14 protein-coding genes are annotated in these 12,824 nt (G+C 69.1%); 9 read left to right on the top strand and 5 right to left on the bottom strand.

Going from position 1 to position 12,824, the window contains the following annotated elements; all coding sequences use genetic code 11:
* The first annotated feature begins 72 nt into the window (after positions 1-72).
* Positions 73-2,301, top strand: a complete 2,229-nt coding sequence (parC, locus tag BM360_RS17365; protein WP_093316566.1) for a DNA topoisomerase IV subunit A — start codon at positions 73-75, stop codon at positions 2,299-2,301.
* Positions 2,302-2,379: 78 nt separating this feature from the next.
* Entirely contained in the window at positions 2,380-4,140 is a 1,761-nt protein-coding gene (locus BM360_RS17360) for a putative bifunctional diguanylate cyclase/phosphodiesterase (protein ID WP_093316564.1), read from the top strand.
* Here the strand turns inward: BM360_RS17360 and BM360_RS17355 are convergent.
* The 4 genes from BM360_RS17355 to BM360_RS17340 are packed head-to-tail and all read right to left on the bottom strand — an operon-like array spanning position 4,089 to position 6,976.
* Positions 4,089-5,279, bottom strand: coding sequence for a CCA tRNA nucleotidyltransferase (locus tag BM360_RS17355; RefSeq protein WP_093316562.1), 1,191 nt, complete (start codon positions 5,277-5,279; stop codon positions 4,089-4,091). The genes BM360_RS17360 and BM360_RS17355 overlap by 52 nt on opposite strands.
* Positions 5,276-5,875 carry a CoA pyrophosphatase gene (locus tag BM360_RS17350; protein WP_093316560.1) on the bottom strand — a complete coding sequence of 200 codons (600 nt, stop codon included), beginning with the start codon at positions 5,873-5,875 and terminating at the stop codon, positions 5,276-5,278. The genes BM360_RS17355 and BM360_RS17350 overlap by 4 nt, the downstream gene beginning before the upstream one ends.
* Complete coding sequence (locus BM360_RS17345; RefSeq protein WP_093316557.1) at positions 5,872-6,435, bottom strand: DUF1285 domain-containing protein; 564 nt, start codon at positions 6,433-6,435, stop codon at positions 5,872-5,874. Before BM360_RS17345 ends, BM360_RS17350 begins: the two co-directional genes overlap by 4 nt.
* 10 nt (positions 6,436-6,445) lie before the next feature.
* Positions 6,446-6,976, bottom strand: coding sequence for a GNAT family N-acetyltransferase (locus tag BM360_RS17340; RefSeq protein ID WP_093317397.1), 531 nt, complete (start codon positions 6,974-6,976; stop codon positions 6,446-6,448).
* Positions 6,977-7,075: 99 nt separating this feature from the next.
* On the opposite strand from BM360_RS17340, the gene BM360_RS17335 reads away from it, so the two are divergent.
* Together BM360_RS17335 and BM360_RS17330 are read left to right on the top strand one after the other, a co-directional pair.
* On the top strand, positions 7,076-7,837 hold the full coding sequence (locus tag BM360_RS17335) for an SDR family NAD(P)-dependent oxidoreductase (RefSeq protein WP_093316555.1): 762 nt from the start codon (positions 7,076-7,078) through the stop codon (positions 7,835-7,837).
* Entirely contained in the window at positions 7,834-8,235 is a 402-nt protein-coding gene (locus BM360_RS17330; RefSeq protein WP_093316552.1) for a dihydroneopterin aldolase, read from the top strand. The genes BM360_RS17335 and BM360_RS17330 overlap by 4 nt, the downstream gene beginning before the upstream one ends.
* 16 nt (positions 8,236-8,251) lie before the next feature.
* Here BM360_RS17330 and BM360_RS17325 read toward each other — a convergent pair whose 3' ends face one another.
* On the bottom strand, positions 8,252-9,106 hold the full coding sequence (locus BM360_RS17325; protein ID WP_242653552.1) for a hypothetical protein: 855 nt from the start codon (positions 9,104-9,106) through the stop codon (positions 8,252-8,254).
* Positions 9,107-9,401: 295 nt separating this feature from the next.
* Here BM360_RS17325 and BM360_RS17320 point away from each other — a divergent pair, with 295 nt between their 5' ends.
* The 5 genes from BM360_RS17320 (at position 9,402) to BM360_RS17300 (ending at position 12,822) form a co-directional block, all read left to right on the top strand.
* Positions 9,402-10,073: an energy transducer TonB gene (locus BM360_RS17320; protein ID WP_093316547.1), complete on the top strand. Its 672-nt coding sequence runs from the start codon at positions 9,402-9,404 to the stop codon at positions 10,071-10,073.
* Positions 10,074-10,154: 81 nt separating this feature from the next.
* On the top strand, positions 10,155-10,916 hold the full coding sequence (locus tag BM360_RS17315) for a MotA/TolQ/ExbB proton channel family protein (RefSeq protein WP_093316544.1): 762 nt from the start codon (positions 10,155-10,157) through the stop codon (positions 10,914-10,916).
* Between the two features lie 97 nt (positions 10,917-11,013).
* Positions 11,014-11,496, top strand: a complete 483-nt coding sequence (locus BM360_RS17310; RefSeq protein ID WP_093316542.1) for an ExbD/TolR family protein — start codon at positions 11,014-11,016, stop codon at positions 11,494-11,496.
* Between the two features lie 26 nt (positions 11,497-11,522).
* Positions 11,523-11,957, top strand: a complete 435-nt coding sequence (locus BM360_RS17305; protein WP_093316539.1) for an ExbD/TolR family protein — start codon at positions 11,523-11,525, stop codon at positions 11,955-11,957.
* A 160-nt stretch (positions 11,958-12,117) separates the two neighbouring features.
* On the top strand, positions 12,118-12,822 hold the full coding sequence (locus BM360_RS17300) for an NAD-dependent deacylase (RefSeq protein ID WP_093316536.1): 705 nt from the start codon (positions 12,118-12,120) through the stop codon (positions 12,820-12,822).
* The last annotated feature ends 2 nt before the right edge of the window (positions 12,823-12,824 follow it).

The raw sequence follows: 12,824 nt of genomic DNA, 5'->3' as shown, positions 1-12,824 counted from the left end.
GCCGAGCGGTTAGCGGCTGACGCGGGATGCGCCAACCTTTCGTCTCGGCGGCAACCCGGCTAGAGCGGAACAATGGCGGAACCAACGGACATCATCGAAGCGCCGTTCGATAGCGCACTCTCCGAACGATACCTCGTCTACGCACTCTCCACGATCACCGCGCGGTCGCTGCCCGACGTGCGCGACGGGCTGAAGCCGGTGCATCGCCGGCTGCTCTGGGCGATGCGGCTGCTGCGGCTCGATCCCGCCGCCGGCTACAAGAAGTGCGCGCGCATCGTCGGCGACGTGATCGGCAAATATCATCCGCATGGCGATGCGTCGGTCTATGACGCGATGGTCCGCCTCGCGCAGACCTTTTCGCTGCGTTATCCGCTGGTCGACGGGCAGGGCAATTTCGGCAACATCGACGGCGATAACGCCGCCGCGTTCCGCTACACCGAGGCCAAGCTCACCCGCACCGCCATCGAGCTGATGGACGGGCTGGACGAGGGCACGGTGGACTTCCGCCCGACCTATTCGGGCGAAGAAGAAGAGCCGACCGTTCTCCCCGGCTTGTTCCCGAACCTGCTGGCCAATGGCGCGAGCGGCATTGCGGTGGGCATGGCGACGAGCATCCCGCCGCACAATGCCGCCGAGCTGATCGATGCCGCGACCCTGCTGATCGACAATCCGCAGGCGGACACCGCCGCCCTGCTCCAGCACGTCAAGGGCCCCGATCTGCCGACGGGCGGGCTGATCGTCGATCCGGCGGCGTCCATCCACGAGGCCTATGCCACCGGCCGCGGCGCGTTCCGCGTCCGCGCGCGCTGGCACAAGGAGACGCTGGCACGTGGCGAGTGGGTGGCGGTGATCACCGAGATCCCGTTCCAGGTGCCGAAATCCAAGCTGATCGAGGCCATCGCGGTGCTCGTCAGCGAGAAGAAGCTGCCGATCCTCGCCGACGTGCGCGACGAATCGGACGCGCAGATCCGCATCGTGCTGGAGCCGCGCGCGCGCACGGTGGACGTGGACGTGCTGATGGACAGCCTGTTCCGCCTGACCGAGCTGGAAACGCGCATCCCGCTCAACCTCAACGTGCTGGATGCGGATCGCACGCCGCGGGTGATGAGCCTGGGCGAGGCGCTGAACGCCTGGCTCAAGCACCAGTTCGAGGTGCTGCTGCGCCGCTCACGCCACCGGCTCGCGCAGATCGAAGGGCGGCTGGAGCTGCTCGGCGGCTACATCATCGCCTATCTCAACCTCGACCGGGTGATCGCCATCATCCGCTCCGAGGATGAGCCCAAGCCCATCCTGATGGCCGAGTTCGAGCTGACCGACCGCCAGGCCGAGGCGATCCTCAACATGCGGCTGCGATCCCTGCGGAAGCTCGAGGAAATGGAGCTAAAGCGCGAGCGCGACACGCTGGAGAAGGAGCGCAAGGGCCTGCTCGAGCTGATCGAATCGCCGCAGCGCCAGCGCACGCGGATCAAGCGCGATCTGGCCAAGCTGCGCGAGCGTTATGCCGAGACGACCGAGATCGGCCGGCGGCGGACCACGATCGAAGAAGCTGGTCCGACGCGCGACATTCCGCTGGAGGCGATGATCGAGCGCGAGCCGATCACCGTCCTGCTGTCCGAACGCGGCTGGATCCGTGCGATGAAGGGGCATGTGCCGCTGGAGGAGGCGAACCAGGCCAAGCACAAGGAGGGCGACGGCCCGCGCTTTGCCTTCCACGCGCAGACGACGGACAAGCTGCTGCTCGCCGCCGCCAACGGCCGCTTCTACACGCTGCCCGCCGATCGCCTGCCGGGCGCCCGCGGCTTTGGCGAACCGGTCAAGCTGATGATCGACCTTGAGGCGGACATCGCAGCGTTCATGGCCGCTTTGCCCGGCCGCAGGCTGCTGCTCGCGACGAGCGAGGGGCGCGGCTTCGTCGCGGCGGTGGACGACATCCTCGCCGAGACGCGAAAAGGGCGGCAGGTGGTCAACCTGAAAGCCCCCGCGCGGTTGCGCGTGGTCCGTCCGATCGGGCCCGGCCACGATTATGTCGCGGCCGTTGGGGACAATCGCAAGCTTGTCGTCTTTCCGCTGGCGGACCTGCCGGAGATGGCGCGCGGCAGCGGCGTGACGCTGCAACGCTATCGCGACGGCGGCCTCTCCGACGCGACCAGCTTCGCCTTTGCCGAAGGGCTGAGCTGGCCTATGGGCGGGGAGAGCGGTCGCACGCGCACGGAGGCCGATCTCGGACCTTGGCGAACCGCGCGCGGAGCGGGCGGGCGGATGCCGCCGGTCGGATTTCCGCGGGACAATCGCTTCGCCTGAGGCTGCGGCCAATCAAAATACGTAATTCACATGGGTTGTCCAAGAATGTGTTAACTGCGCTCGGTTAGGCCGGGGGGCATGAGCCCCGCCCCATGCGCCCTCGCCAAGGAGCTGCCCCGACCCGTCGGGGGGCCTGGCGACTTTTCTCCGGTCGGCGCTGCAACCCCGGCCGAGGCGGTGCAGCAGGGCTATCTCGACGCATTGCCGATTGCCGCGGCGATCATCGCCCAGCGCGCCGGCGGCATCGACGTGGTGGCGGCGAACCCAACCTTTCACAGCCTGAGGAAGGCGGTGTCCGACGCAGCGTCAGGCGGGTGCCCGCTGGTCGACGGCAGCGTCGGCCCGGCCCTCGCCGCCTTTCTCCACGGTGGCGAAGCGTCGCACGACTTCGATTGGGTCGCGGGCGATGCCATCGACAGCCGCCACTTCTTCGTGCGCGTCGCGCGCCTGCCTGCCTGCGGTGGAGCGGTCCGCGCGCTGGTGTCGCTGGTGGATCGCACCGCCGAGGTACGCACGCAGCGTTCGCTCCAGTCGGAGATGCTGCACGACAGCCTGACCGGCCTGCCGAATCGCGCCGCCTTCAACGAGGCGATGGAGCAGGTGATCGCCGGCGATGGCGATGTCGCGGTGCTGGCGATCGATCTCCGGCGGTTCAGCCGCATCAACGAATGCATGGGCGCGATCGTGGGGGACGAGCTGATCGTCACCGTCGCGCGGCGGCTGATCGGCGCGATCCGCGCGGGCGACCTGATTGCGCGCATGGGCGGCGACGAGTTCACCATTCTCCTGCGGCTGCACGATGGCCCGGGTGATGCGTTGCGCGCGGCGGAGCGGATCCGCGGCGCACTGTCCACGCCGTTTCGCCTCACCGATCTGGAAGTGCGCGTCGATTGCGCGATCGGCTGCGCGCTGATGAGCAATCGCATCAGCGTGACCGAGGATCTGGTCCGCAACGCGCAGTTCGCGCTCAAGCGGGCGAAGCAATCGGGGCGGCTGGAAATCTACCAGCCGGGCGAGGTCAACATCGTCCGCCGCCGCTTCTCCGTCGAGACCGAGCTGCGGCGGGCGATCGAGGCCGAGCAGCTGAGCCTCGCCTTCCAGCCGCTGATCGATCTGCAGAGCGGGCGCCTGACCGGCTTCGAGGCGCTGGCGCGCTGGCAGCACGAGCATCGCGGCGCCATCTCGCCCGCCGAGTTCATCCCGGTCGCCGAGGAGTCGGGGCTGATCGTGCCGCTCGGCCGCTGGGCGGCGGGTGCAGCGGCGACGGCGCTGGCGACGTGGGACCGAGCGGCAGGGCGGGAGCTGCCGCTGTCGGTCAGCGTCAACGTCTCCGCCATCCAGATCGCGCGCGACGATGTCGGCGGGGTGATCGAGCAGGCTTTGTCGGCAAGCGGGATTGACGGCTCGCGCCTGACCATCGAACTCACCGAAAGCGCGATCATCAACGATCCGCAGCGCGCCGGGCGGGTGCTGGCCGCGATCAAGGATCTGCGCGCACGCATCGCGATGGACGATTTCGGCACCGGCTATTCGAACCTCGCCTATCTCCAGAAGCTGCCGATCGACATCCTCAAGATCGACCGCACCTTCGTCGCGCCGATGCTGCGGGACCGCGATTCGCTCGCCATCGTGCGCGCGGTGCTGAGCCTAGCCGATGCGCTCGGCATGTCGACCACTGCGGAGGGCGTAGAATCGCCCGAGCTGGCGCAGACGCTGGCGGCGCTGGGATGCGCGACGGGGCAGGGCTATCACTTCGCCAAGCCGCTCGGCCAGGATGCCGCCTTCGCCTACTGGATGGCGCGCGAGGCCTCCGCCACCGCTTCTTCCGCCAGCGCGTGAGCGCGTGGGGGCGGGGGGAAGCCCTCGGCCACCCAGCGGTCCTCGACCAGCCGCAGCGTCCGCGCGACAACGGGGCCGGGCGGCAGACCCATGCGGATCAGGTCGCCGCCGCTCAGCGACAGGGTCGGCCGCTGCCATGCGGCGAGCAGGGCCGCCGCGTCCGCATCCGCACGACCGGTCAGCAGCAGGTGATCGAGCGCCTGCTCCGCGCCCAGCCGGTAGGCGAGCTCGGCCGCGCTGCCGATCGCCTGCCGATCCGCTGCCGCGACAAGGCGCGCGACGCGGCGGTTCGACAGCTTCAACCGCCGCGCCACGGCTTCCGCCGTCGGTGAATCTGCCGGTAGCAGCGCCGCCAGCCGCCGCACGCCATCGGGCGCGACGCCAAGCGTCCGCTCCGCCGCGATCAGCGCGGAGAGCGCAGACGCGTCCACGATCTCCGGCAGAACCGGGCGGAAGATGCCGTGCGCCAGCATCAGCGCCACTGTCGGCTCCGGATCGGGCAAGGCGAGCAGCTTGAGCAGTTCGTCGGCGATCCGCTCGCGCGACAGCGCCATCAGGTCGTTGGCGCGCGCGGTGCAGGCATTGAGCGCGGCGTCGTCCAGCGCGCGGCCGAAGCGTGCGTGGAAGCGGAAGAAACGGAGGATGCGCAGGTGATCCTCGGCGATGCGCCGCAGCGGGTCGCCAATGAAGCGTACGCGCCCTGCGGCAAGATCGTCACGTCCACCGAAATAGTCGATCACCGCGCCGTCTGCCGGGCGGCCGAACAGCGCATTGATGGTGAAATCGCGCCGCGCCGCATCCTCGCGCCAATCGTCGGTGAAGGCGACGACGGCATGGCGTCCATCCGTCTCGACATCGCGGCGCAGCGTCGTCACCTCAACGGGGCCGGACGGCAGCACCGCCGTTACCGTGCCATGCGCGATCCCGGTCGGCACCGCCTTGAAGCCGGCAGCGGAAATCCGCGCGAGCGTCTCTTCCGGCGCGAGACGCGTCGCAAGATCGAGATCGACGGGGGCGAGCCCGAGCAGCGAATCGCGCACCGCCCCGCCCACGACGCGGGTCGCGTCCGCCGCGGCGTCCAATGCGGCGAGCAGCGCGGGCAAGCCGTCCCGCGCGAACATCTCCGGTGGCAACGTCATGCGGCGAGCGCCGCAGGATCGAGCCGGCGCCCGAGATTGACGATCAGTGCGGCGGTGACGCCCCAGATGCGCCGACCCGGAAACGGGATCTCGTAGAAGGTGCGCAGCGCCCCCTCCCACTCGACCCGCCGTTCGACATGGTTGGCAACGTCGAGCAGATGGCGGAGCGGCACCTCGAAGATGGCCGCCACCTCATGCTCCTGCGCGACCAGCGACAGATCGGGCGGCACCGTCGCCAGCACGGGCGTGATCGAGAAGCCCGTGCGCGTGCGGAACGGGTCCAGCGTGCCGACCACCTGCGGCACGGCGCGGGACAAGGCGGTCTCCTCCTCCGCCTCGCGCAACGCCGCGGCGACCGGCCCGTCATCCTCCGGATCGATCCGTCCGCCGGGGAAGGCGACCTCGCCGGCATGCTTGCGCAGCGTCTCGGTCCGCTGGGTCAGGATCACGCCCGGCTCCGCGCGATCGGTGACGGCCACCAGCACCGCGGCGGGAGTGAGCGGCCCGTCTTCCGGCGCGAGGGCGTCCTCCAGCAGGTCGATCGTCCGGCCCTGGCCGGCGGCAAGCGCGCGGGTCAGCCGGTCGTGCAGCGTCACGCAGCGCTCAGCGGGAAGAAGGCGCCGTCGCTCCACAGGCCGGGCGGATCGCGCTCCTCCGCCAATGCCAGCTCGACCAGCTCATAATAGACCGGCCGCGCGACCAGCGCCTCGAGCCCCTTGCGGACGTGCAGCAGCGGACGAGGGCCGTCCGACTCTTCGCCGAAGCGAAGCGCGTGGTCCGGGCCGGCGACCAGCAGTTCCCCCGTGTTCAGCCGGAAGGCCAGGCGGCGCGCCTCGCCGCTCCCTTCGCTCTTCAGTTCGACCGCGACGAAGGGCGCATCCTCCACCTCGATGGCCAGCTTCTCGGCCGGCGTGACGAGGACGTGGCTGCCGTCGGGCTCACGCCGCAGGATGGTGGAAAAGAGCCGCACCATCTCCGGCCGCTCGATCGGGCCGCCCTGGTGATACCAGCGCCCGTCGCGCGCGATCCGCATCTCGCTGTCGCCCGAGCGGGTCGGGTTCCATTGCTCCACCGGCGGCAGGCGGCGCTCGGCTGCGAGACGGGCGATCGCCTCCAGATCGAGGCCGGCGAGATCGGGGAGAGGGGGCATGGGCATGGCGCCTGCCTTAGGCCAAGGTCACCCCGAGTTGAACCCGTGCCGCCCGCACCTCGCCGGCGGCCGGCAGCACCGCGCCGGGCGCCAGCCGCGCCAGCAGCCGCCGCCGCTCGACCGGGCCCGGGATCGTCCAGCCCGCGGTCGGCGCGGCATCGAAGCCGAAGAAACGGCCATAATATTCGGGATCGCCGATCAGCATGGTGGCCGCGATACCCGCCGCATCCGCCGCCGCGAGGGCCGCCTCGGTCAGCGCGCGCCCGATGCCGCCGCCCTGCAGATCGGGCCGGACGGCCACCGGGCCGACGAGCACCAGCGGCACGGGTCCCCCGTCGGCATGGTCAATCTCGACCGGCCAGCATTGCACGCTGCCGGCCAGGCTGCCCGCTGCATCGAGCGCCGCGAACGACAGGTCGGGCAGCGCGGCCACACCCTCGCGCAGGCGGTAGGCGGTGCGGCCGTGGCGCGCCGTGCCGAACGCGGTGTCCAGCAACGCCTCCACCATGGCGGGATCGACAGCGGCGATCGGGACGATGGTGAACAAGGCGCGGCGGCTCCGATACGGGAAGGGGCGCCACATAGGTGTACGGTGCGCGCGCGCAAGCGCTGGACCGTCACAGAACGGCGGATTAGCCTGCCGCCCATGACACCCGAGTTTGGCCAGCCCCGCACCGCGATCGTCACCGGCGGCGCGCGCCGCATCGGTGCCGCGCTCACACGCGCGCTGGCGGAGGATGGCTGGACCCTGCTGATCCACTGCCACGATTCGGAAGGCGAGGCGCAGGCAATGGCGGGTTCGCTGGGCGGCCGCTGCGTTGCCGCGGATCTCGGCGATGCGGACGCGGCGGAGCGGATCATGGCGGCGCTGGATGGCCTGCCGCCGCCGGCACTGCTGGTGAACAATGCGTCGCGCTTCACGCTCGACCAGTTCGACGATTTCGACGCGGCCGGCTTCTCCAGCCACATGGACGTCAACCTGCGCGCGCCGGCGTTGCTGACGCAGGCGTTCGCAAGAGCCGTGCCGGAGGGGGCAGGCGGGCTCGTCGTCAACCTGCTCGATGCCAAGCTGGCGCAGCCGAATCCCGATTTCTTCACCTACACGCTCTCCAAGATGGGGCTGGCGGGGTTGACCGAGCTGTCCGCGCGCGTGCTGGCGGGGCGGGGCATCCGGGTGTGCGGCATCGCGCCGTCGATCACGCTCGTCTCGGGCCCGCAGACACGCGACAATTTCGACCGCGTGCACCGCATGAACGCGCTCGCCCGCGGGGTGGAGGTGGACCAGATCGTCGCCGCGCTCCGCTTCCTCATCGCCAGCCCGACGATGACGGGGCAGACGATCACGCTGGATGCGGGGCAACGATTCCTCTCGCTCCCGCGCGACGTTCAATTCATGGGGGAGGAATGACGACCTCTCCGACCATCACCGGCCTCGTGCCCGACCGGCTCGCGCCCAAGCGCCACCGCATCTTCCTCAACGGCTACGACTTGCCCGTCGATATCGGCTTCCACGATTTCGAGGTGGGGACGCCCCAGCGCCTGCTGGTCACCGTCGAGGTGTGGGTCGAGGCGGCGGCGTTCGGCGTTGAGGATACGGTGGCAGCAGCGTGGAACTATGATTTCCTGCGCACCGAAATCCGCCGCATGACTGAGGGCCGGCGCTTCAATCTCCAGGAAACGCTGGTGCGCGAAATCTACGAGCTGCTCGCCGCGCGCGAGGGCGTCACCGACCTGCGCGTCTCCACCTGCAAGCCCGACGTCTATCCCGATTGCGCCGGCGTCGGCGTGGAACTGTCGAGCTTCTGACGCCCAAGCCGGTGCGTCAGCGCCGGAGCGAGCGGGTGCAGGGGCCGAGGCCCGCCTTGATCACCTGGTAATCGGTCCGCGCCGCGGCGGCATCGCCCGGCGAAAGGCTTGCCAGCGCGCTGTCCGGGAGCCGGGCTGGCAAGCCGCAGGCGAGACGATACCAGAGCAGCGTATCGCGCGCGGGCGGGGCGGCGGCCTCGTCCACCATCTCGCCCAGCGCCACCGCCCAGCGCGGCTGCTCCTGCGGCTTGCGCAGCACCGCCAGGCTGATCGGGCGGTTCGCCGCGGTGGCGAGGAAGATCTGCGTCTCGCTTTCCCCGGGCAGCGATCCCGGGACATGAAAGGCGTTGGCGATGCCGGTGACGGCGGGCGGCGCATCCGGTGCGACGATCGCGCGGATGATGTCGCGCAGCCGGGCCTCCGCCTCGGGCGTCCAATCGAGTTGCGCCTGCGGAGCGGACAAACGCAGCGACGCGGGCTGGCCCGGCACCGGTTGCGCCAGAAGAAGCACGCGCATCTTCTTGAGTTTCGGCGCCTTGCCCCGCGCGTCGAGCGGAACGTCGGCCAGATAGGTGACCGCGGTGGACAGGCCGTTCCTGCCGCGCAGCAGGGTTTCCACCGTCGCCTCGACATAGAAGCGCGCCGTGCCGGGGGGGACGTTCGCCGCATCCGCCCCCTTGAGGCGACTCGCCCGCGTGATGGTGGCGCCAGCGACGATCGGCGACGCGAGCGTCAGTTCGACGAGGTCCGCATAGCTGAGGCCGCGCACCGGTGCCGTTCCGGTGGGGGCAGGGGCCGGCGATTGGGCGTGAAGTGCCGGGGACACGGCAAGCAGGGTGGCCGAAGCCGCGACAAGGGAGAAAAGGCGCATGGTCGCTCCAACCATCGGGTGCCGATCCGGTGCCAATCGGCCGGCTGAATGCACGAAGGTCTTGCCATCCCCGTAACGGCGCTTGCAAGCCGCCCGCGCCCTTGTCTATGCCTATGTCCCAGGAGAGCAATCGTAGCGGAAAGAGCGTTTGCCACGCTCAATCTGTCGCGATATGGACACACGCAAGCGTCAAGATGCCTAAAGGCACGGCAAGGACGTAGCTAAGGCCACGGGCGGCTCACGCCCGGGCGGAACACGCGCCCCGCAGCCCGTTTCGATGGAGAGTCGCTGTTTAATGGCCTATGTCGACCAACCCGCGATGAGCCCCCGGAAGGTGGTGGCGATCGGGCTCGTGGCACTGCTCCACGTGCTCATCGGTTACGCCTTCATTACCGGGCTTGCGTTCAACGTCGTCAAGAAGGTCGCCCAAGACCTTAAGACGTTCGACGTGCAGGATGAACCTCCTCCCCCGGAGGAGCCGCCGCCCCCACCCCCGCCGGAACAGAAGGTCGAGCCGCCGCCGGTCGTGGCGCCGCCCCCGATCGTGGCGCCGCCGACCGTCAGCGCGCCGCCGATCCAGACGGTGCGTGAGGCGCCGCCGCCCGTCATCACGCCGACCGCACCGGTTGCGCCGCCCGCGCCGCCTGCGCCGCCGGCTCCCCCTGCCGTGTCCAAGGCCGCTGGCGCCAAGGGCAATCCCGGCTCGTGGGTGACGAACGACGACTATCCGCCGAGCGCGCTGCGCGCGGAGGAGCAGGGCCGTACGTCTGTCAGCTTCACCATCAACACGCAGGGCCGCATCGAGAACTGCGTGGTGACGGCGAGCAGCGGGTCGTCCGCGCTGGACGACGCGACCTGCCGTCTCGTCACCCGGCGCGGCCGCTACAGCGCCGCACAGGATGCGACGGGCAATCCGATCGCGTCCAAGGCATCCCTGTCGTTCCGGTGGGTGATTCCGCAAGACTGACGAAGCCTCGTCCGCGGCCTGGACGCCGCGGACGGTCACACGACCATCAGCACGTATCGATCAAGAGGAAGGCAAAACTTCATGGCTACTCCCGCTGGCGCTCCTCCCGCCGACAATCCCTACGGCCTGATGGCTGCGCTCGAGCAGGGCGGCACCATCGCGTGGACCATCTTCATCATCCTGGTGATCATGTCCGCGGCCTCCTGGTACATCATCTTCACGAAGCTCTTCGAGCAGCAGAAGATCCTCAACCAGGCGAAGCGCACCCGCACCAGCTTCTGGGGCAACCCCTCGCTGCGCGACGGCATGAACAAGCTCGAGAAGAACTCCGCCTACCGTCAGATCGTCGACGACGGCCTGCGTGCCGAGGAGGAGCACAAGCTGCTGACCGATCCGGTCGACCAGCATGAGTGGCTGCTGGGCTCGCTCGGCCGCAGCCAGGCTGCCGTGAACTCGAAGCTCGGCAACGGCCTCGCGGTGCTCGCCACCGTCGGTTCGACCTCGCCGTTCGTCGGTCTGCTCGGCACCGTGATCGGCATCTACCGCGCTCTGGTGAAGATCGGTGCGTCGGGTCAGGCGTCGATCGACGCGGTCGCCGGTCCGGTCGGTGAGGCGCTCATCATGACCGCCATCGGTCTGGTCGTCGCGGTTCCTGCGGTGCTCGGCTACAACTGGCTGATCCGTCGCAACAAGGTGATCGCGGAGCAGCTGTCGGCGTTCTCGACCGACCTGCATGGCTACATGGTGTCGGGCGGCAAGGTGAAGCCGCAGATCGCCGCTGCGCGCACTGCCCCGACCCCGCCGCTGAAGACGGGTTCGGCTGCGGTCAACCCGAAGGCGTAACCCGGACGACGCCGGGGCGGTGGGGATCGACCGCCACCCCGGCTGTTCGCCAGGCCAAGAGGCCGGGTCTCAGATACGAACACAGGATCATTAGCCGATGGCCATGAGCGCCGGACCCGCCGACGACGACAGCCCGATGTCGGACATCAACACGACGCCGCTCGTCGACGTCATGCTGGTGCTGCTCATCATCTTCCTCATCACCGTTCCCGTCGCCATTCAGACGGTGCCGGTGAAACTGCCCAACGTTGTGTTCGAACCGACCGTCTCCAAGCCGGAGAATGTCGTCCTGTCCGTCCGCGGCGGCCCTGGCGGCGCTTGCGAAGTCTATTGGGGCCAGACCCCGGTGACGCCGCAGGAACTGCTCGACCGTGCGGTCACCAAGCTCAAGCTCGAGATCGACAAGCAGGGTGGCCCGACCGCCGCAGGGCTGGAGTTGCCCGAGGCGCACATCCGCGGTGACATCAACACGCCGTGGCGTTGCGTCGGTGGCGCGATGACCAATCTGCAGCGCGCCGGCTTCATCCGCGTGGGCTTCATCTCCGAACCGCCCGCGGGCACCGTTAATCCGCGCCTGTAAGCGCCGGACACTCAGGAGTAGCTGTTATGGCGATGTCAGGCGGCGGCAAGGCCGAAGGCGAGCCGATGATGGACATGAACATGACGCCGTTGATCGACGTCCTGCTCGTGCTGCTCATCATGTTCATTCTGACCATTCCGATCCAGACCCACGCGGTGAAACTGGATCTTCCGGTCGACAATCCCAACTCCAACCCGCCGCCAATCGACCCGATCAAGAACAAGATCACCGTCGATCCGGCCGGCACCGTGATGTGGAACGGCGCACCGGTCAGCCTGATCGTGCTGCGTCAGTATCTCGATCAGACCCAGGTGATGAACCCGGTGCCCGAGCTGCACGTGCAGCCCGACCCGCAGGCGCGGTACAGCATCGTCGACGAGGTGCTCGCGGTGACCAAGCGGGCGAACGTCGAGAAGATGGGTTTCGTCGGCAACGAGGCTTACGCCAATTACGGCGGCTGAGCCGAAAGCTTGATCGAACAGGAAGAGGGCGGCTCCGTGAGGGGCCGCCCTTTTTCCATTTGGCTCACCTGGCATCGAAGGATCCATCGCGGGCGACAAACCTTCCGACCTCGCATTAGCGCCCGTGGAAGGCGCCGAGCCGCTCGGCTAAGCTGCCGGCATGAGCCGCATCCGCAACATCGTGATCCTCACCGGCGCCGGCATCTCGGCCGAGAGCGGCGTGCCGACCTTCCGGGGGCCCGGCGGGCTGTGGGAGGGGCATCGTGTCGAGGATGTCTGCACCCCCGAGGCGCTCGCCGCGGACGAGCCGCTGGTGCAGCGCTTCTACGATGCCCGGCGTGCCGCGCTGAACGCTGTCACACCGAATCCGGCGCATGAGGCGTTGGCGCGGCTGGACGCGGCATGGCCGGGCGATCTCCTGATCGTCACCCAGAATGTCGACGACCTGCATGAGCGCGCCGGGGCGCGGCGGCTGCTGCACATGCATGGCGAGCTTCGCTCCGCTTTGTGCCGCGCCTGCGGTGAGCGCAGTTCCTTCGACCGCGCGGACATGGCCGCGGCACCGCCTTGCCCGCGCTGCAACGCTCGCGCGCTCCGCCCTGACATCGTCTTCTTCGGCGAGATGCCCTACGGCATGGAGCAGATCGAGGCGGCGCTGGAACAGGCGGACCTGTTCGCTTCGATTGGCACGTCCGGCGCCGTCTATCCCGCCGCCGGCTTCGTCCAGCTCGCCAGCGCCTATGGCGCAGCAACGCTGGAGCTCAACCTGGACGAGAGTGCCGGTACCCGCCTGTTCGATCAGTCGCGTCTGGGCCCTGCGTCCAAGCTGGTGCCGGACTGGGTCGAGACGTTACTGGCCGGCTAGGC

The organism is Sphingomonas jatrophae (assembly GCF_900113315.1).
GTDB lineage: Bacteria > Pseudomonadota > Alphaproteobacteria > Sphingomonadales > Sphingomonadaceae > Sphingomonas_P > Sphingomonas_P jatrophae.
The sequence above is the reverse complement of the archived record's forward strand: the minus strand, read 5'-3'. Positions and strand labels throughout refer to the sequence as shown.